The sequence below is a fragment of the Sphingopyxis sp. genome (assembly GCF_036675685.1).
GTDB lineage: Bacteria > Pseudomonadota > Alphaproteobacteria > Sphingomonadales > Sphingomonadaceae > Sphingopyxis.
This window is the reverse complement of the sequence record NZ_JAKFEM010000005.1, coordinates 14,389-31,786: the sequence shown is the minus strand read 5'-3', so window position 1 is coordinate 31,786 and position 17,398 is coordinate 14,389. Positions and strand designations below refer to the sequence as shown.

22 protein-coding genes are annotated in these 17,398 nt (G+C 63.8%); 9 read left to right on the top strand and 13 right to left on the bottom strand.

Translation table 11 applies throughout. The features are described from left to right. Nucleotides 1–184 precede the first annotated feature (184 nt). From V6M50_RS02365 to V6M50_RS02340, 6 genes are all read right to left on the bottom strand, one after another. Complete coding sequence (locus V6M50_RS02365) at nt 185–1,144, bottom strand: ParB/RepB/Spo0J family partition protein (protein ID WP_332816931.1); 960 nt, start codon at nt 1,142–1,144, stop codon at nt 185–187. Then, nucleotides 1,145–1,927, bottom strand: coding sequence for a ParA family protein (locus V6M50_RS02360; RefSeq protein ID WP_332816930.1), 783 nt, complete (start codon nt 1,925–1,927; stop codon nt 1,145–1,147). Continuing rightward, entirely contained in the window at nt 1,924–2,583 is a 660-nt protein-coding gene (gene rsmG, locus V6M50_RS02355) for a 16S rRNA (guanine(527)-N(7))-methyltransferase RsmG (RefSeq protein WP_332816929.1), read from the bottom strand. The genes V6M50_RS02360 and rsmG overlap by 4 nt, the downstream gene beginning before the upstream one ends. Before the next feature lie 109 nt (nt 2,584–2,692). Next, nucleotides 2,693–4,555: a tRNA uridine-5-carboxymethylaminomethyl(34) synthesis enzyme MnmG gene (mnmG, locus tag V6M50_RS02350; RefSeq protein WP_332816928.1), complete on the bottom strand. Its 1,863-nt coding sequence runs from the start codon at nt 4,553–4,555 to the stop codon at nt 2,693–2,695. Between the two features lie 76 nt (nt 4,556–4,631). After that, nucleotides 4,632–5,951, bottom strand: a complete 1,320-nt coding sequence (mnmE, locus tag V6M50_RS02345) for a tRNA uridine-5-carboxymethylaminomethyl(34) synthesis GTPase MnmE (protein ID WP_332817145.1) — start codon at nt 5,949–5,951, stop codon at nt 4,632–4,634. 8 nt (nt 5,952–5,959) lie between these two features. After that, complete coding sequence (locus V6M50_RS02340) at nt 5,960–6,256, bottom strand: DUF6489 family protein (protein ID WP_332816927.1); 297 nt, start codon at nt 6,254–6,256, stop codon at nt 5,960–5,962. 106 nt (nt 6,257–6,362) lie between these two features. Here V6M50_RS02340 and V6M50_RS02335 point away from each other — a divergent pair, with 106 nt between their 5' ends. Then, on the top strand, nt 6,363–7,061 hold the full coding sequence (locus V6M50_RS02335) for a dienelactone hydrolase family protein (protein WP_332816926.1): 699 nt from the start codon (nt 6,363–6,365) through the stop codon (nt 7,059–7,061). Continuing rightward, a complete protein-coding gene (locus V6M50_RS02330) occupies nt 7,058–7,453 on the top strand; it encodes a nuclear transport factor 2 family protein (protein ID WP_332816925.1) in 396 nt (131 codons plus the stop codon). The genes V6M50_RS02335 and V6M50_RS02330 overlap by 4 nt, the downstream gene beginning before the upstream one ends. A 12-nt stretch (nt 7,454–7,465) precedes the next feature. On the opposite strand, the gene V6M50_RS02325 is transcribed toward V6M50_RS02330, so the two are convergent. Both V6M50_RS02325 and V6M50_RS02320 read right to left on the bottom strand, forming a co-directional pair. Further along, on the bottom strand, nt 7,466–7,852 hold the full coding sequence (locus V6M50_RS02325) for a DUF1489 family protein (RefSeq protein WP_332816924.1): 387 nt from the start codon (nt 7,850–7,852) through the stop codon (nt 7,466–7,468). Between the two features lie 63 nt (nt 7,853–7,915). Next, a complete protein-coding gene (locus V6M50_RS02320) occupies nt 7,916–8,407 on the bottom strand; it encodes a MerR family transcriptional regulator (RefSeq protein ID WP_332816923.1) in 492 nt (163 codons plus the stop codon). Between the two features lie 172 nt (nt 8,408–8,579). On the opposite strand from V6M50_RS02320, the gene V6M50_RS02315 reads away from it, so the two are divergent. Next, on the top strand, nt 8,580–8,747 hold the full coding sequence (locus V6M50_RS02315; protein WP_332816922.1) for a YegP family protein: 168 nt from the start codon (nt 8,580–8,582) through the stop codon (nt 8,745–8,747). Nucleotides 8,748–8,814: 67 nt separating this feature from the next. On the opposite strand, the gene V6M50_RS02310 is transcribed toward V6M50_RS02315, so the two are convergent. From V6M50_RS02310 to hemE, 5 genes are all read right to left on the bottom strand, one after another. Beyond that, nucleotides 8,815–9,525 (bottom strand): TerC family protein, encoded by a 711-nt coding sequence (locus tag V6M50_RS02310; protein WP_443030469.1) that lies wholly within the window; start codon nt 9,523–9,525, stop codon nt 8,815–8,817. A gap of 11 nt (nt 9,526–9,536) precedes the next feature. Continuing rightward, complete coding sequence (locus V6M50_RS02305; protein ID WP_332816921.1) at nt 9,537–9,830, bottom strand: antibiotic biosynthesis monooxygenase family protein; 294 nt, start codon at nt 9,828–9,830, stop codon at nt 9,537–9,539. An 11-nt stretch (nt 9,831–9,841) separates the two neighbouring features. Continuing rightward, complete coding sequence (rho, locus tag V6M50_RS02300) at nt 9,842–11,098, bottom strand: transcription termination factor Rho (protein WP_332816920.1); 1,257 nt, start codon at nt 11,096–11,098, stop codon at nt 9,842–9,844. 195 nt (nt 11,099–11,293) lie between these two features. After that, complete coding sequence (locus tag V6M50_RS02295; RefSeq protein ID WP_332816919.1) at nt 11,294–11,740, bottom strand: CopD family protein; 447 nt, start codon at nt 11,738–11,740, stop codon at nt 11,294–11,296. 3 nt (nt 11,741–11,743) lie between these two features. Next, entirely contained in the window at nt 11,744–12,772 is a 1,029-nt protein-coding gene (gene hemE, locus V6M50_RS02290; protein WP_332816918.1) for a uroporphyrinogen decarboxylase, read from the bottom strand. Between the two features lie 336 nt (nt 12,773–13,108). Here hemE and V6M50_RS02285 point away from each other — a divergent pair, with 336 nt between their 5' ends. Genes V6M50_RS02285 through hpf form a run of 6 tightly spaced genes read left to right on the top strand, consistent with a single transcriptional unit; the run spans nt 13,109 to nt 17,295 of the window. Next, nucleotides 13,109–13,927 carry a pyruvate, water dikinase regulatory protein gene (locus V6M50_RS02285; protein ID WP_332816917.1) on the top strand — a complete coding sequence of 273 codons (819 nt, stop codon included), beginning with the start codon at nt 13,109–13,111 and terminating at the stop codon, nt 13,925–13,927. Then, nucleotides 13,924–14,520, top strand: coding sequence for a Maf family protein (locus tag V6M50_RS02280; protein WP_332816916.1), 597 nt, complete (start codon nt 13,924–13,926; stop codon nt 14,518–14,520). The genes V6M50_RS02285 and V6M50_RS02280 overlap by 4 nt, the downstream gene beginning before the upstream one ends. Beyond that, nucleotides 14,517–15,332 (top strand): shikimate dehydrogenase, encoded by an 816-nt coding sequence (gene aroE / locus V6M50_RS02275; protein ID WP_332816915.1) that lies wholly within the window; start codon nt 14,517–14,519, stop codon nt 15,330–15,332. Before V6M50_RS02280 ends, aroE begins: the two co-directional genes overlap by 4 nt. Continuing rightward, a complete protein-coding gene (gene coaE / locus V6M50_RS02270; protein ID WP_332816914.1) occupies nt 15,329–15,952 on the top strand; it encodes a dephospho-CoA kinase in 624 nt (207 codons plus the stop codon). Before aroE ends, coaE begins: the two co-directional genes overlap by 4 nt. A gap of 19 nt (nt 15,953–15,971) precedes the next feature. After that, on the top strand, nt 15,972–16,676 hold the full coding sequence (gene dnaQ, locus V6M50_RS02265) for a DNA polymerase III subunit epsilon (protein WP_332816913.1): 705 nt from the start codon (nt 15,972–15,974) through the stop codon (nt 16,674–16,676). Between the two features lie 46 nt (nt 16,677–16,722). Beyond that, nucleotides 16,723–17,295, top strand: coding sequence for a ribosome hibernation-promoting factor, HPF/YfiA family (gene hpf, locus V6M50_RS02260; protein WP_332816912.1), 573 nt, complete (start codon nt 16,723–16,725; stop codon nt 17,293–17,295). Nucleotides 17,296–17,398 lie beyond the last annotated feature (103 nt).

Genomic DNA, 17,398 nt, shown 5'->3' with positions numbered 1-17,398 from the left:
CCGACCTCTTTACGGAACGACCTGTTCAGGCTTTGCCAGCAAGCTTGGTTAACAATACAACAAGGATTGGCCCGCGTTGCACGTTGTAACCGGCCGAAATCAGGATCTTAGCGCCATATGAGGGTGGCCGTGGACACCGCCCGTCCTTCTTTAACGGCCCGGACTGGTACAATTTAAGCGGCGATCAGATCGATTCGCCGCTCAGCCGCTGGCAGATCATGTCGAGCTGGTCGAGCGACGCGAATTTCAGCGTCAGCGCGCCCTTACCGCCGCCGGCATATTGAATCGCGACGCCGATGCCGAGCAGTTCGGACAGGTGGCGCTCGACCGCAACGATGTCGGGATCGCGCCCGCCGTCGGCGCTTTTATATTCCAGCGGCGCCTTGCGGCCGCCGCCCTTGCCGGCGCGCACCAGCGCCTCGACCGTGCGGACCGACAGTCCGTCCTTTGCGACGCGGCGCGCGATCGCTTCGGCATCCTCGGCACCGATCAGCGCGCGCGCGTGTCCCATCGCGAGCGATCCGTCGCCGACCATCGCCTGTACGCCCGCGGGCAAATCAAGCAGCCGCATCAGATTCGCGACATGGCTGCGTGACTTGCCGACCAGCTTGGCCATCGCCTCCTGGTTGTGGCCAAAATCCTCGATCAGGCGGCGATAGGCACTCGCCTCTTCGATCGCATTGAGGTCCTGGCGCTGGATATTCTCGACAAGCGCGATCTCATAGGTCGCGGCATCGTCGAGCTCGCGCACAAGCGCGGGAATCTGGTGCAGCCCCGCGCGCTGCGCCGCGCGCCAGCGCCGTTCGCCCGCGACGAGCTGATAGCCCTGCCCATCGGATGCCCGGCGGACGATGATCGGCTGCAACAACCCGCGTGCAGCGATCGAATCGGCCAGCTCGGCGATCGCATTTTCGTCGAAATGGCGACGCGGCTGGCCGGGCAGCGGCCGAATCGACCCGACCGCCACATGCTGCACCGCATCGCCCGACGCCGCCGGCGCGGCTTTCGCCGCGCTGCCGGCGGTCGCCAGCACAGGCGCTTCGACCGCAACGTCGCCAAACAGTGCGTTCAGCCCGCGCCCGAGTCCGGACGGCCGCTTGCGCGCAGGTGAGGATGATCCAGTTTCGTCTTTATTATCAGACATTTATGCAGCCTTGCGGATGTTTGGCAGTCGGTCGATCAGCTCGCGCGCGAGCGCGATATAGGCGGCCGATCCGGCGCAGCGATGATCGTAGATCAGCGCCGGCAGGCCATGGCTCGGCGCTTCGGACAGGCGAACGTTGCGCGGAATCACCGTTTCGAACACCACCGGGCCCAACACTTCACGGACATCGTCCGACACCTGATCGGTCAGCCGATTGCGCCGGTCGAACATGGTGAGCGCGACGCCGAGGATCGTCAATTTCTGGTTGAAACGCTCGCGCACGCGCTCGACCGTGGTGAGCAGCTGGCTCAGTCCCTCAAGCGCGAAAAATTCGCATTGCAATGGCACGATCAGCGATTCGGCGGCGATCAGTGCGTTAAGCGTCAGCATGCCGAGCGACGGCGGGCAATCGATCAGGCAGATATCCCACTGCCCCGCCTCGGCGCTCGACAATGCCTGCTGCATACGGTGAAGCCGATCCTGAAACTCGATCAACTCGATTTCGGCGCCCGACAGATCGACCGTTGCCGGGACGATATCGAGCCGCGGCACTGCGGTCGGAATCGCGCATTCGGCGAGCGTCGCATCGCCGCGCAGCAGCTCATAACTCGAATATTCACGCTGCGATTGCTTAATTCCGAGCCCGGTCGACGCATTTCCCTGCGGATCGAGGTCGATGATCAGCGTCCGCCAGCCGGTGGCCGCGAGTGCCGTCGCCAGGTTGATCGCGGTCGTTGTCTTGCCGACCCCACCCTTCTGGTTCGCCACGGCAATGCGGATCATCGCTTTCCTCGCTGTTTTGCCGCGATTTTTCCGCGCCCTACCAAAATCTGGCTCTCGGCGTCGGTACGGCTCTGTTCCACGTGAAACATTCTCTGCCATGGCTGGGGCAGCAACGCCAGTTCCTTAACCGCGTTTCGGCCCTTTGGCAGCAGCCACTGCGTCGATTCGGTGGAAAAACGGGCGGATAAGTCGAGCAGCCGGTCGAGCGGGGCAAAAGCGCGCGCGCTGATCGTCGCTGCTGGGCGCTTTTCTATGCGCTCGAGTGCCGCCTCGACGACCTCGACATGGGAGAGGCCGAGTTCGCTTGCGACGTTCCGCAGAAAGTCGCAGCGCCGCTTGCGCGATTCGACGAGCAACATCGGCCGCGCGCTCAAAATCGCGACAACCAGCCCGGGTAATCCCGCCCCGCTTCCCAGATCGATCCAGAGACCATCGCCGTCGCGCGTGTCGAACGAAAGAAGCTGCGCGCTGTCGGCAATATGCCGCACCCACATCGTCGGGATCGTCGAAGCCGCGATCAGATTCTGCTGCGCATTTTCGGCGATGAGCAGTTCGATGAATTGCTCGAGCCGTTTCCACTGGTCGGGCGTCGGCGCGAAGGCGTCGCCTATCCAGGCACGTGCTGCATCTTCACTGTCCAAGAACCCAATCGACATCTCAACCCTCACTCGTCATTCCCGCGAAAGTGGGAACCCCGTTTCAATCTCGGCTCGCTGGGTTCCCGCTTTCGCGGGAATGACGAAATGGAAACGAGCATCTTCCACATTACGCCGCGCGTCGGCGGCTGTGCACCATGATCGCGGTGAGCGCCGCGGGCGTCACCCCGTCGATGCGCGCCGCCTGCCCCAGCGTCTCGGGGCGCGCCTTCGACAGCCGCTCGACCATTTCGCGCGACAGCCCGCCGATCGCCGAATAATCCAGCGCCGGATCGAGCATGATCGCCTCGTTCGCCGCCAGCGCGCGCAGCTCGGCATCCTGCCGCGCAATATAAGGCGCATAATGCGCGTCCTCGGCGATCTCCGAGAGAATCGCCGCATCGATCGATTCGAGTTCGGGAGCGAGACGCGCAAGGTTGGCGATCGTCACGTCGGGAAAACGCAGCAGGTCGATTCGCTTGCGCGCGATGCCGTCGCCGGGAATCGCCAGCCCGATCATCGCATAATCCACGGTGGCAACCGAGACACTGAGCAGCGCCTCCACCCTCGCCCGGATCGCCTGCCGTTCCGCGAACAACGCCGCGGTCGCGGGTCGAACCAGCCCCAGCTCGATCCCCTTCGGCGTCAGCCGCGTCGCGGCATTGTCGGCGCGCAGCCGCAGCCGATATTCAGCGCGGGCGGTGAGCATGCGGTACGGCTCGGTCACGCCTTGGAGCACAAGATCATCGACCATCACCCCGATATAGGATTCGGAGCGATCAAGAATCAGCGGTTCGCGGCTTTGCGCCGCCAGCGCGGCATTGGCGCCGGCGATCAGCCCCTGCGCGGCGGCTTCCTCATAACCCGTGGTGCCGTTGATCTGTCCCGCGCAATAAAGCCCGCCCATCGCACGGAGCTGCAGCGTCCGGTCGAGCGCGCGCGGATCGATATGGTCATATTCGACCGCATAGCCCGGAACGACCATCTCGACCGTCTCGAGCCCTTCCATCGTCCGCAGCATCGCGAGCTGCACATCGGCGGGAAGCGAGGTCGAAATGCCGTTCGGATAGACGAGGTGGGTGTCGAGCCCCTCGGGTTCGAGAAACACCTGGTGCCCGTCGCGGTCGGCGAAGCGGTGAATTTTGTCCTCGATCGACGGGCAATAGCGCGGACCCGCCGCACCGATTGCGCCGGTGAACAACGGCGAGCGATGGAGGTTTTCGGCGATGATCCGGTGCGATTCGGCATTGGTGCGCGTGATCGCGCAGAAAATCTGCGGCACCGTCCGCGCGTCGTTCCACGTGGAACAGGTCCAGCTGCCATCGTCAGACGGCTGCTCCTCGAGCCGCGCCCAATCGATCGTCCGCCCGTCGAGCCTCGGCGGCGTCCCCGTCTTGAGCCGCGCCATCGGCAGGTCGGCGGCGCGGAGCTGCTCGGCGAGCCGATGCGCCCCGGCCTCGCCGATGCGTCCGCCTTCCATCCGTTCTTCGCCACGGAACAGCCGGCCGCCGAGAAAGGTCCCGGTCGCGAGCACGACGGCCGACGCGGTCAGCGCGGTGCCATCGCCGAGCTGTAGCCCCTCGACACGTGCGCCATCGGGCGACAGTCGCAACGCCGCCGCCTCTCCAGCGACAACGACGATACCCCCTTCGGCCGCAAGCAGCTTCTGGATCGCATCGCGATAAAGTGCCCGGTCGGCCTGGATCCGCGGCCCCTGCACCGCCGCGCCCTTAGACGCATTGAGCATCCGGTAATGGATAGCCGCGCTGTCGGCGGCGCGCGCCATCCACCCGTCGAGCGCATCGACCTCGCGCATCAGATGGCCCTTGCCAAGCCCGCCGATCGCCGGATTGCACGACATCGTCCCGATCAACGCGGGGTCAAAACTGACAAGCGCGACACGCGCGCCAAGCCGCGCGGCGGCGGCCGCGGCTTCGGTTCCGGCGTGGCCACCGCCAACGACGATGACATCAAAAGTGTCGCTGCTGTGCATGATTGCTGCGGCCTTTACCGCAAAGCGACACGCGAATCCACCATGCTGCGACCGATGCGATGTTTCACGTGGAACATCATTTTCCGATACAGAAACGTCCGAACAGCGTGTCGAGCATATCTTCGACCCCCGCTCGCCCGGTGATCCGGTCGAGCGCGCCGCTCGCGAGCCGCAGCCGTTCGGCGAGGAGGATCAGGTCGCCCGCCTCGTGCGATCCCGTTTCGACGGCCAGCCAGTCTCTCGCCTCGGCGAGCGCCGCGCGCTGGCGCTGGCGGAGCGCCGCTTCGCCCTCGCGCGGCAACAGGGTGCGCGCCATTTCGACGATATATTTGTGGAGCTTGTCCATCCCCTCGCCCGTCGCCGCCGACAGCGTCAGGTCGCACCGCGCCGCATCGGCCTCGGCGGCCGCGTCGCCGCGCCAGCGATCGGCCTGCGCCGCGATCAGGATGACGCGCGGATGCTCGGGCGCCTCACCCGGCGACCCCAGCCAAAGCAGGATGCTTGCTGCTTCAACCGCCGCGCGGGCGCGATCGATGCCGATCGACTCGATGGTGTCGGCCCCTTCGCCGCGCAGTCCAGCGGTGTCCGAAAAACGCATCGCGATTCCGTCGAGCGCCAGCGGGGTTTCGATTACGTCACGCGTTGTCCCCGCCACTGGCGACACGATCGCCAGCTCACGCTGCACCAAAGCATTGATTAAAGTCGATTTTCCGGCATTTGGTGGTCCCGCGATCACCACCGAAAGCCCCTCGGCGATCACTTCTGCCGCGGGCCGCGCCAGCCATTCTTCGAGTTCGGACGCAAGCGCGGCCATGCCGGTCACCATCCGCCGCGTCACCGCATCGCCGACTTCGACATCGTCCTCGTCAGCGAAATTGAGTTCGGCTTCGGCCCCCGCCATCAGCGCCAGCAGCCGATCTTGCCACCCCTCGACCGCGCGCGACACATGGCCGCTCGCCAGCCCAAGTGCCTGTACCCGCTGGCTCTCGGTCTCCGCCGCGAGCAGGTCGGCGAGGCCTTCGGCTTCGGCGAGGTCGATCCGCCCGTTGAGGAAGGCGCGCCGGGTGAACTCGCCGGCCTCGGCGCGGCGTAATCCGGGTATCGCGCCCAGCGTCGCGTCGACCGCCGCGACCACCGCCCGCCCGCCGTGGAGGTGCAGTTCGGCGAGATCCTCGCCCGTCGCGGTCGCCGGGCCGGGGAACCAGAGAATCAGCGCTCGGTCGAGGGGAGCACCACCGCCCCCCCGCAATTCGGCGAGCACCGCGCGCCGCGCTTCGGGCAATCGTCCGGCGAGCTGGCGCAGCGCTTCGCCCGCGTGCGGCCCGCTCACGCGCACGACGCCGATCGCCGCCGGCGGAATCCCGCTCGACAGCGCAAAAATCGTATCGTTTACAATGTTTTGGTTCAGCTCTTGCGTCCCCGCGCGGGCTTGTCGTCGTCGCTCGTGTCGGCCGATCTGGTAGCGCCACCCATCAGCCCGCCGCCGAACTGGCCGAGCAGCGACTGGACCAGCCCGAGCCCGCTCTCGCCCATCGGCACCCACGTCTTGACCATCGTCTGCACCATGTCGGGGGTGATCCCCTTCGCCATCAGCTCCTTGACGCGATCGAGATAAATATCGTGCAGCGGCTCGAGGTCGGGCAGGCCGAACAGCCGCCGCGCCTCTTCGGGGGTGCAATCGATCTCGATATTGAATTTCATCGCCTGTCTCCGCCCCGAAATGCCGGTAAGCCGCTTGAGCCATGCTCGCAGCCCAGCTAGCTTCGCGCTTTCACTGCAAAGAAGCAAGAGTCAGGAGAGCTCCCCAATGTCCGCGACGAACACCGCCATCCCCGCGCTCGACAGCGAAGGCGCGATTCCCGCCTATGTAGCGCGTCCCGACGCCGATTCTTCGCGCGCAATCATCGTGATTCCCGAAATTTTCGGGGTGAACGCGGGGATCCGTCAAAAATGCGACGATTGGGCCGCCGAGGGCTATCTCGCGATCGCGCCCGACATCTTCTGGCGTTTCGCGCCGGGCGTCGAACTCAACCCCGATGTCGAGTCCGAGCTGCAGGAAGCCTTTGGCTATTTCGGCCAATATGATGCCGACCACGGAGTGAAAGACATCGAAGCGGCGATCCGCTGGCTCCACGGCGAGGGCGCAACCAAGGTCGGCTGCGTCGGCTTCTGCCTGGGTGGCCGCCTCGCTTATATGACCGCGGCGCGCACCGACATCAACGCGTCGGTCGGCTATTATGGCGTGATGATCGACCAGATGCTGAACGAAAGCCACGCAATCGCCCATCCGCTGATGCTGCACATCCCGACCGACGATCATCTGGTCGACCATGATGCGCAAAAGAAGATTCACGACGGGCTCGATCCGCATCCCAAGGTGACGCTCCACGACTACCTCGGCCTCGATCACGGCTTTGCCGCGACGATGGGCAATCGCCGCAACGACGAGGGCGCCAAGCTCGCCGACGGCCGCACCCGCGCCTTCTTCGCCGAGCATCTCGCATGAGCACCCATCCCGGCCTCGCCGCGTGGCACGCCTATATGGCGGGCGGCGGCGACCCGCAGACGCTTCGTGACCTGCTCGCCGAGGATGCAGTCTTCCACTCGCCTGTCGTCCACACCCCGCAGGCCGGCCGCGACAAGGTTTTCGCTTATCTCCACGCGGCGAGCCACGTTCTCGGCGGCGACAGTTTCCGCTATCTGCGCGAGATCGTCGACGGCGACCAGGCGATGCTCGAGTTCCAGAGCACCCTCGATGGGATCCAGATCAATGGCGTCGACATCATTCGCTGGAACGAGGATGGAAAGATACGCGATTTCAAGGTGATGGTTCGCCCGCGCAAGGCTATCAACAAGGTCTGGGAAAAGATGGGCGAGATGCTGGCGACCCAGAAATAAGATGGCCGCGCGCTAGATCAGCATCAGCTCGGCGAGTTCGCGGTAGAGCTCGGGCGGCAGCGCGCCGACGCCGCTCGCATCATCAGCGCCTTTCGGTGCGTCGGCATCGGCGAGATAGCGCCAACCCTGATGCGCGCGCTTCGGTTGCGGGTGAATCCGCTCAAGATCGGCGACGCACACAATATCGACCCGCCCGTCGCTGCGATCTTCGAAGCGCAAGATTTCAACGCGCGCGACGAGCGTGTGCTTCACGATGAAATGCAGCTTGCCGCCGAGCAGCTCGTCGGCGCGCTTCGGCCGAAACCGCGTCGTAAAGCGAATCTCATCGCCCTCGGCCCGCTCGACGATACGCGCGACAAGAGAGGGATAGTCGGCGCAGCCGACGGCAACGCGGGTCATATGGAGGGCGGACACAAAAAGTATATGGGCTCTGATCGCTCGAAAGAAAAGTGCCGCGCTCTTCTAAATCGCTTCCAAAAACGGTAGCGCGGGCTGCTCGACCACCGGGATTCCTAACGAAACTCGAAGCTCGTTATGCAGGTTCTCGAGATCGATAATGAATGAAAATGTCAATTGCCCCTGTCGACACATGTCTACGATCGTATCTGGATCTTTTCTCAGATAAACAGAATCGCCGCTGACAATTAGATAGCGGATGATCCCGTCTGCATTCTCAAGCGTGGTCTCGTCAGCCGACCATTTCTTTTTCTGAAATTCGGCAAGCGATTTCTTTAGGTTTGCAACGGACGCACCAGAGTCGAGCAGTCGCTTAATCGCTTTGAGCACCAAAATATCTCGGAAGTCATATTTCCGACCTTTGCCGCGTCTCTTCCCTCCAGGACGCCTAGCTACAAAAACCCCTGACCTCTGCAGATAGTCCAGCATCGCGACCGTTTTGAAGCCTGCAAGTTGAGCAGCTCGCCTAGAATCGCAAGACTCAAATAAATTAGTCATGCTCAGAACTATATTTTAAACGTAAAAGAAATCCAGCATAATTAGCCAACACCGACCTCTCTACAGCAAGTTGTGGTAAATTTTTACTTGGAGCACATCATATGGTGTGCGACACATATTGGGTCGATTGCGGACCCACCGGTCTGGAAAGACTGGAAAGGAGGGAAAAGCTATGTATTTCGAAAAATACCAACAAGCCGGCCAATGGCGCTGGCGCCTGAAAGCCGCCAATCACGAGATCATCGCGTCGGGCGAATCTTACTGGAATGAGACCGACTGCGACAACGCGATCAATCTCGTGAAAGGCACGACCAGCGCGACGCCGGTCCGCAAGCTCTAGCGAGCGCTTGCAATCTACAATGGAGGGCGGGTCTCATCAACCCGCCCTCTTTGATGCCGAATACAGTTTAGCTGAACAGCGTCCCGATCCCGACGGCCGGATCGATCCAGCCTTCGTAGATCATCTTGACCGCGACATAGACGATGACCGCAAGGCCGACGTAGGCGATCCAGCGGTAGCGTTCGATATATTTGGCGATGATGTTCGCCGCGAGGCCCATCAACGCGACGGCAAAGATCAGCCCGACGATCAGGATGCCCGGATGCTCGCGCGCCGCACCGGCGACCGCGAGCACATTGTCGAGGCTCATGCTGACGTCGGCGACCGCGACCGCCCAGGCGGCGCCGGCAAAGCTTTTCGCGGGCTTCAGGCCTGAATGCTCGTCACCCTCGATCTCGGGCGACCCGTGCGACTGGCCGGTGTGACGCAGCTCGCGCCACATCTTCCACGCCACCCAGACGAGCAGCAGCCCGCCGACGAAGATCAATCCGACGATCTGCATCAGCTGGGTGACGACGAGCGCGAAGGCGATGCGCAGCACCAGCGCGGCGAGCACGCCGATCAGGATGACCTTCTTGCGCTGTTCGGCGGGAAGCCCCGCCGCGAGCGCGCCGACGACGATCGCATTATCGCCCGCGAGCACGAGGTCGATCATCAGCACCTGAAGGAAGGTGGCAAAGGCCGCGGGTTCGGTAATATTCGAAAAGTCATTGACGATGTGGCCCCATATTTCCGCAGGGCCACCGAAACCGCTGGCAGCGGCGCCAGCTTGCGTCAAAAATTCCAGAATCACACCAAATCTCCGAAATAGCTGACCACAGGCATAGGGTCATAAAAGGGGTGCAGCAACATGCGCCACTGCTGATAGCGATCGGACTGACGGAAGCCTTCCCGATGATCTTCGACCGACCGCCATTCCACTAAAAGCAGATAAGGTTGTCCGGTTCCTGTCGGGCGACGAATTTCGAGCAAGATAAAGCCGGGCGACGCTTCGATCAGCGGCCGCGCTTCGGCGACGGCCGCCTCGAACGCCGCTTCGCTGCCCGCACGCACGGGAAGCAAGGCATGCTCGATCACGGCCATCGCGGCGTCGGCTATTGGTTCATCGAGTCGAAGAAATCTTCGTTGGTCTTCGAATCCTTGATCTTGTCGAGCAGGAATTCCATCGCGTCGATCGTGCCCATCTGCATGAGGATACGGCGCAGCACCCACATTTTGCTGAGCTTGTCCTTCTCGACGAGCAGCTCTTCCTTGCGGGTGCCCGACTTGCCGACGTCGAGCGACGGGAAGATGCGCTTGTCGGCAACCTTGCGGTCGAGCACGATTTCCGAGTTACCCGTGCCCTTGAATTCTTCGAAGATGACTTCGTCCATGCGGCTGCCGGTATCGATCAGTGCGGTGGCGATGATCGAGAGCGAGCCGCCCTCCTCGATGTTACGCGCGGCGCCGAAAAAGCGCTTGGGACGCTGCAGTGCGTTCGCATCGACACCGCCGGTCAGCACCTTGCCCGACGAGGGGACGACGGTGTTGTAGGCGCGGCCGAGGCGCGTAATCGAATCGAGCAGGATGACGACATCCTTCTTGTGCTCGACGAGACGCTTCGCCTTTTCGATCACCATTTCGGCGACCTGAACGTGGCGCGTCGCGGGTTCGTCGAAGGTCGAGGAGACGACTTCGCCCTTCACGCTGCGCTGCATGTCGGTGACTTCCTCGGGACGCTCGTCGACGAGAAGGACGATCAGGTAAACCTCGGGATGGTTGTCGGTGATCGCCTTGGCGATATTCTGCAACAGCACGGTCTTGCCCGTACGCGGCGGCGCGACGATCAGCGCGCGCTGGCCCTTGCCCTGCGGGCTGACGAGGTCGATCACGCGCGCCGACTTGTCCTTGACCGTCGGGTCGATCGTGTCGAGCGACAGCTTCTGGTTCGGATAAAGCGGCGTGAGATTGTCGAAATTGACGCGGTGGCGGACGACGTCGGGATCGTCGAAATTGACGCTGATCAGCTTGGTCAGCGCGAAATAACGCTCGCCGTCGCGCGGGGCGCGGATCTCGCCCTCGACGGTGTCGCCGGTGCGCAGGCCATATTTGCGGACCTGGTTCGGCGAGACATAGATGTCGTCGGGACCGGCGAGATAATTGGCTTCGGACGACCGCAGGAAGCCGAAGCTGTCCGGCAACACCTCGATCGTCCCCGATCCGATGATTTCCTCGCCCTCTTCGGCGAGTTCTTTCAGGATCGAGAACATCAGGTCCTGCTTGCGCAGCGTCGACGCGCCCTCGACCCCCAGTTCCTCAGCCATTTCGACAAGCTGGGCGGGTGATTTGGTTTTAAGTTCTTTAAGATGCATGGATGGATTCCAGGATAGGTTTTGGGAGAAAATACAATCGGTTTCGATGCACCGCGGGGGTGCCTATCCGGCCGTGGGACGACCGTTAAAGATAGCTTCGGCGCAAGGAAGCGCCGCCCGCGCAAGGCGGGGTTGATCGGCCCCTATAACCGGGCCGGGTTCAAGTCAATCGGGCTGCGCCGGGAAGACGCAGGGTCAGGGACGAACGACGACGAGGATGACGATGATCGCCGCGGCGATTCCCGGCACCTCGTTGAGCAGGCGAAGCTGCTTTTCGGTCAGTGGACGAAGCCCGCGCGCGAGCTTTTTCGAATAGCCGATCATCCAGCCATGATAGCCCGAGAGCGCGATCACGAGCAGGAATTTGGCGATAAACCAGCCCTCGCGCCAATAATCGCCGTTGAAAGCGAGCATCAGCCCGAAGACCCAGACGATGGTGATCGCGGGATTGAGGATGATCCGGCGCAGCCGATCCTCGCGCTCGATCCACTTCCTGTCCTCGTCGGACCCGACCGGACATTGGTGGTGATAGACGAAAAAGCGCGGCATCATGAACAGGCCGGCCATCAGGAAAATCACAAAAATGATATGCGCCGCTTTGACCCAAAGCATCGTCGCCCCCAGAAAGCCTGCCAGTTCCATATATTATCCGCCGCGAACGCGTCTGATCAGATGCTCGACATGGGCGATCGGTGTGTCGGGCACGATCCCATGGCCGAGATTGAAGATATGGGGACGCGACGGGAAGGCCACAAGGATGCGGTCGATCGCTGCGTCGAGCGCCGCCCCGCCCGCGACAAGCGCGAGCGGATCGAGATTGCCCTGCACAGGCAGATGCGAGGGCAAGACCGCATCGGCCCAGACCGGATCGACTGTTTCGTCGAGCCCGATCGCATCGACCCCGGTTTCGTCGGCATAAGCGCGAAGCTTGCCCCCGGCGCCCTTGGGAAAGCCGATCACCGGCGTATCGGGGTGCATCGCCTTCAACCGGCGCGTGATTTCGGCATTGGGTGCGATCACCCATTGCTCGAACTGCGCGGGGCTGAGGCTTCCCGCCCAGCTGTCGAACAGCTGCACCGCCTCGACGCCATTTTCGATCTGTCCCGAGAGATAGGTGACGGTGAGATCGACGATCGCATCGATGATCGCCTGGAACGCAGCTGGATCGCCCAACGCGAGGCGCCGGGCGGCGGCCTGGTCCTTCGATCCTTGTCCGGCGACCATATAGGTGGCGACGGTCCACGGGCTCCCTGCAAAGCCGAGGAAGGTCGTTTCGGGGGGAAGCGCGGACGCGACGCGCGCGACGGTCGCATAGACGGGGTCGAGCCGCTGCGGCGCCGCTTCGAGCGCGGCCAGCGTGCCATCGACGAGCGGCGGCGCAAGCCGCGGCCCCTCGCCCGCTTCGAACCACAGATGCTGGCCGAGCGCGTGCGGGATGACGAGGATGTCCGAAAACAGGATCGAGCCGTCGAAACCGAAGCGCCGGATCGGCTGCAATGTCACCTCCGCCGCCGCCTCGGGATCGTAGCAAAGCTCAAGGAACCCGCCCTTGGTTTCGCGGAGCGCGCGATATTCGGGCAGATAGCGTCCGGCCTGGCGCATCAGCCAGAGCGACGGACGCTCCTGCCGCACCCCGCGCAGCGTTGCCAGCAAGCTCTTCGGTGACGCCTTCACGCGGCCCCTCTTTCTCTCTTCAATATATATATAATATGATTGTGGTGGTTTGTTGGTCGGCGGACAGCGCGGCTTTAGGCCGGGGCGTCCATTTTGCCAACAGCTTGACTCCGTAGCGACCGCCATCCGGTACAGAGTCGCCAACCACCTTCCCCCATATTCACAGCCTGTGGATAAGATTCATCCCTTGTGGAAAACGCATGGGCGGAATCGGCAGCGTCGGGGATGAATCTTCCATGCCCATTTGCTCCCTGTGCTTCTCCAAGATTTATCCACAGGCGGCGGCGCAAGCTTCCCCGCTTGCCTTTTTCGGCGGTTTCCCGCCATGGTGCGGCGATGGGCCGGCTCCACCTTCATCTCATATCCGACTCCACGGGCGAGACGCTCGAAAATATCGCCAAGGCGGCGATCGCGCAGTTCGACGATGTCGAAGTGGTGCGCCATTTCTGGCCGATGGTGCGATCCGAATCGCATCTCGACCGCATCATGGCCGAAGTGCAGGCGAGCCCCGGCATGATCCTCTTCACCCTCGTCAACGGCGAGCTGCGCGTCAGCCTCGAACGCCGCGCGGGCGCACTCAACCTGCCGACGGTCGCCGCGCTCGACGCGGTCACCGATGCGCTGTCGCGGATGCTCGGACAGGAAGCCAAGGCGCGGCCGGGCCGTCAGCACGCACTCGACGCCGCTTATTTCGCGCGCGTCGAGGCGATCCAGTTCACCGTCGCGCACGACGACGGCATCGGCTGGGAAAATTGGGAGCAGGCCGACATCGTCCTCGCCGGCGTGTCGCGCACCTCGAAAACTCCGACGAGCATCTATCTCGCCAACCGCGGTTTCAAGACCGCGAACATCCCGATCGTCCCCGAATCGCCGCCGCCGAATGCGCTGTTCACCCTCAAGCGCCCGATGATCGTCGGGCTCACCACCGGGCTCGACCGGCTGGTGCAAGTGCGCCGCAACCGGCTCCTGTCTTTGAACCAGGCGCCTGAGACCAGCTATGTCGACGACGAGCGCGTCAAGGCCGAGCTAGCCTATGCGCGGCGCATGTTCGCCGACAATGGCTGGCCGGTGATCGACGTCACGCGCCGCTCGATCGAGGAAACCGCCGCGGCGGTGATCAAGCTCGTCGAGGACCGCTCGGCCGCGAGCGCATGACGTTGCTCCTCGCCTCGCAAAGCAGCGGGCGCGCCGCGATGCTGCGCGCCGCGGGACTCGATTTCGAGACGACCGCCGCGCATGTCGACGAGGAGGCGCTGACGGCGTCACTGCTTGCAGCCGGCCAGACGCCACGCAACATCGCCGACGCGCTCGCCGAGGCGAAGGCGATCAAGATCTCGTCGCGCCTGCCCGGCGTCACGGTGATCGGCGCGGACAGCACGCTGGCGCTCGACGACGGGACGATGCTGGCGAAACCCGGGAACCCCGAAGAGGCGGCCGAACATCTGCGCCGCATGGCCGGCGCGCGCCATCGTTTGTTCAGCGCCGCGGTCGCCGCGCGCGACGGGGCGCCGATATGGCGCGCGATCGGCGAGGCGAAGCTGTGGATGCGCCCCTTGTCCGACGCCTTCATCGCCGACTATGTGGCGCGCAACTGGGACAGCATCCGCTGGACCGTCGGCTGTTACGAAATCGAGGGAGCGGGCGTGCAATTATTCGACCGGGTCGAGGGCGACCCCTGGACCATTATCGGCATGCCGATGCTCCCTTTGCTGTCCTGGCTCCGCACCACGGGATTGGCCACATCATGAGCAATATCCCCTATGCCGAAGTCATCGGCGACCCGATCGCCCAGTCGAAGTCGCCGCTGATTCACAAATTCTGGCTCGATGCGCTGGGCATGGCAGGCGACTATCGCCGCGCTCATGTGAAGCCCGAAGACCTCGCCGCCTATATTGCCGCGCGCCGCACCGATCCCGACTGGCGCGGCTGCAACGTCACCATGCCGCACAAGGCGGCGGTGATGGATCTGGTCGATGACCCCGGAAATATCCGGGGCACGATCGGCGCGATGAATAGCATCGTGCGCCAACCCGATGGCGCGCTCATCGGCACCAACACCGATGCCGCGGGCTTCTATTCGCCGCTCGCCGAACTCGATCTCGAGGGCACCCCCGTTGCGATCATCGGCGCGGGCGGTGCGGCGCGGGCAGTGCTGTTCGCGCTGGCGCGCGCGAACGTCGGTCCTGTAACGATCCTCAACCGCTCGCCCCTGAAAGCCATGGGCCTGCTCGCAACCTTCGGGCTCAAGGGCGATGTCGTCGCCCTCGACGCCGCGCTTCCGCCGGTATCGCTGCTCGTCAATTCGAGCAGTCTCGGCATGACGGGCCAGCCGCCGCTCGACCTCGACCTGTCGCCGCTTCCCGAGGATGCGATCGTCTACGACCTCGTCTATTCGCCGCTCCAGACCGGCTTGCTCAAGGCCGCCGAAGCGCGCGGGCTCGACACCGTCGACGGGCTCGACATGCTGATCGGCCAGGCCGCGCTCGCCTTCGAGCTGTTCTTCGGCGCCGCGCCGCCCGAGGGCCGCGACGAGGAATTGCGCGCGCTGCTGACCGCATGACGCATCGCCCGCGCCCCGCTTCGCGGCTGCGGCGGCCCTTCATCCTCGGCCTCACCGGTTCGATCGGCATGGGCAAGTCGACCGCGGCGGCGATGTTCGAACGCGAAGGCGTGCCGGTGTTCGATGCCGATGCCGAGGTGCATCGGCTCCAGGGGCCGGGCGGCGCGCTCGTCGCGGCGATCGAGGCGCGCTTTCCCGGCACCACCGGCCCCGCGGGGGTCGACCGGCAGAAACTCGGGTTGCTGGTGCTCGGCAACACGCACGAACTCGCCGCGCTCGAGGCCATCGTCCATCCCGCGGTCGGCAAGGCGCAAAAGCGATTCCTGGCGAAGCATCGTGCACGCGACGTCGTTGTCCTCGACATCCCGCTGCTCTTCGAAAAGGGCGGCTGGCGAAAGGTCGGCGCGATCGCGGTCGTCTCGTCCCCCGCCTGGATGCAGACGCGGCGGGTGATGCGTCGGCCGGGTATGACCTATGCCAAGCTGAAAGCGATACGCCGACTGCAAGTGCTCGACAGGGTCAAGCGGGCGCGCGCTGATTTCATTATCGAAACGGGTCGGCCGAAAAGCGCGACGCATCGCCAGATTCGGGCGATCGCCTCTTGTTTCCGTGCCCGATAGGGTCCAGATTAGAAGCTTGATGCGAGAGATTATCTTCGATACGGAAACCACGGGTTTCGATCCCAAGACCGGAGACAGGCTGGTCGAAATCGGGTGCATCGAACTGGTCGACCGCCGTGAGACCGGGCTCACCTTCCACGCATATTTCAACCCCGAACGCGACATGCCCGCTGCGGCTGAAGCGGTGCACGGCCTGTCGATCCAATTTCTCTCGGACAAACCGCTGTTCGCGACTCGCGTCGATGAACTCATGGAGTTTCTCGGCGACGCACCGCTGATTGCGCACAATGCCGCGTTCGACTTCGGCTTCGTCAACGCCGAACTGGCGCGCGCCGGCCGCCCCGCGCTCGACATGACGCGCATGTGCTGCACCGTGCAGATGGCGCGCAAGCTCCACCCCGGGGCGAAGCACAGCCTCGACGCGCTCTGCGTGCGCTATGGCATCGACCGCAGCCACCGCGTCAAACATGGCGCGCTGCTCGACGCCGAATTGCTCGCGCATCTCTATATTGAAATGACCGGCGGCCGTCAGATCGGCCTCGGGCTGGCATCGTCGGCCGCTGCCGCCGAATTCGCAGCTGCCGTCGCTACACCCGCCGCGGCGCGCGGTGCCGAACGGCCCTTTCGCGAACCCCGTCCCCATATGGCGTCGGCCGCCGAACTCGCGCGCCACGCCGAATTTGTCACAGGGCTCACCCAGCCGCTGTGGCTCGATACGGTGTGATGACACGCGCTTGATGTCACCTCGCCGGCCATAGAGGAGAAGAAAAATGGAAATCCGCGTCTCTGGCCACCAGATCGAAACCGGCGAAGCGCTCCAGGCGCATGTGTCGGACCGGATGAACGCGATTGCCGACAAATATTTCTCGCGGGCGATCGGGGCGCACGCGACCTTCGGAAAAGGGCCGCACGACAGTTTCCAGTGCGACATCGTCGCGCATGTAATGCAGGGGCTGGTGCTCAAGGGGCATGGCCAGGCACAGGATGCGCATGTCGCGTTCGAAGGCGCCGCCGAACGCATCGAAAAGCAGCTGCGACGCTATATGCGACGTTTGAAGGATCGCAACAACGGTCCGGCCGAGCCTTCGCCGACGGTCGACGAGATCGAGGATAATGCCAGCTACATCGTCTTCGACGGCGGCGGCGAAGAGGATGCGGGCGACGCGCCCGCGATCATCGCCGAAACGCGCGTCGATATCCCGAGCAGCAGCGTGTCCGATGCGGTGATGATGCTCGACCTTCGGAACACCAATGCCTTGCTGTTCGTCAACAGCAAGACCGGCGCACACAACATGGTCTATCGCCGCGACGACGGGACGATCGGCTGGGTCGAACCACGATAGGGCTGGATTTTCTTCGCCAACCGGCATAAGGGCCGCGCCCAACACTGCCCGATGCCGGGATGGCGGGGGCCTGCCACGACAGATCCGCGATCGCTCGCCAGCA

Bases quoted from the DNA above. Each gene is read 5' to 3' on its own strand.
- V6M50_RS02365 (WP_332816931.1), bottom strand. From the start codon at position 1,144: ATGTCTGATAATAAAGACGAAACTGGATCATCCTCACCTGCGCGCAAG.
- V6M50_RS02360 (WP_332816930.1), bottom strand. From the start codon at position 1,927: ATGATCCGCATTGCCGTGGCGAACCAGAAGGGTGGGGTCGGCAAGACA.
- rsmG (WP_332816929.1), bottom strand. From the start codon at position 2,583: ATGTCGATTGGGTTCTTGGACAGTGAAGATGCAGCACGTGCCTGGATA.
- mnmG (WP_332816928.1), bottom strand. From the start codon at position 4,555: ATGCACAGCAGCGACACTTTTGATGTCATCGTCGTTGGCGGTGGCCAC.
- V6M50_RS02340 (WP_332816927.1), bottom strand. From the start codon at position 6,256: ATGAAATTCAATATCGAGATCGATTGCACCCCCGAAGAGGCGCGGCGG.
- V6M50_RS02335 (WP_332816926.1), top strand. From the start codon at position 6,363: ATGTCCGCGACGAACACCGCCATCCCCGCGCTCGACAGCGAAGGCGCG.
- V6M50_RS02330 (WP_332816925.1), top strand. From the start codon at position 7,058: ATGAGCACCCATCCCGGCCTCGCCGCGTGGCACGCCTATATGGCGGGC.
- V6M50_RS02325 (WP_332816924.1), bottom strand. From the start codon at position 7,852: ATGACCCGCGTTGCCGTCGGCTGCGCCGACTATCCCTCTCTTGTCGCG.
- V6M50_RS02320 (WP_332816923.1), bottom strand. From the start codon at position 8,407: ATGACTAATTTATTTGAGTCTTGCGATTCTAGGCGAGCTGCTCAACTT.
- V6M50_RS02315 (WP_332816922.1), top strand. From the start codon at position 8,580: ATGTATTTCGAAAAATACCAACAAGCCGGCCAATGGCGCTGGCGCCTG.
- V6M50_RS02305 (WP_332816921.1), bottom strand. From the start codon at position 9,830: ATGGCCGTGATCGAGCATGCCTTGCTTCCCGTGCGTGCGGGCAGCGAA.
- rho (WP_332816920.1), bottom strand. From the start codon at position 11,098: ATGCATCTTAAAGAACTTAAAACCAAATCACCCGCCCAGCTTGTCGAA.
- V6M50_RS02295 (WP_332816919.1), bottom strand. From the start codon at position 11,740: ATGGAACTGGCAGGCTTTCTGGGGGCGACGATGCTTTGGGTCAAAGCG.
- V6M50_RS02285 (WP_332816917.1), top strand. From the start codon at position 13,109: ATGGGCCGGCTCCACCTTCATCTCATATCCGACTCCACGGGCGAGACG.
- V6M50_RS02280 (WP_332816916.1), top strand. From the start codon at position 13,924: ATGACGTTGCTCCTCGCCTCGCAAAGCAGCGGGCGCGCCGCGATGCTG.
- aroE (WP_332816915.1), top strand. From the start codon at position 14,517: ATGAGCAATATCCCCTATGCCGAAGTCATCGGCGACCCGATCGCCCAG.
- coaE (WP_332816914.1), top strand. From the start codon at position 15,329: ATGACGCATCGCCCGCGCCCCGCTTCGCGGCTGCGGCGGCCCTTCATC.
- dnaQ (WP_332816913.1), top strand. From the start codon at position 15,972: ATGCGAGAGATTATCTTCGATACGGAAACCACGGGTTTCGATCCCAAG.
- hpf (WP_332816912.1), top strand. From the start codon at position 16,723: ATGGAAATCCGCGTCTCTGGCCACCAGATCGAAACCGGCGAAGCGCTC.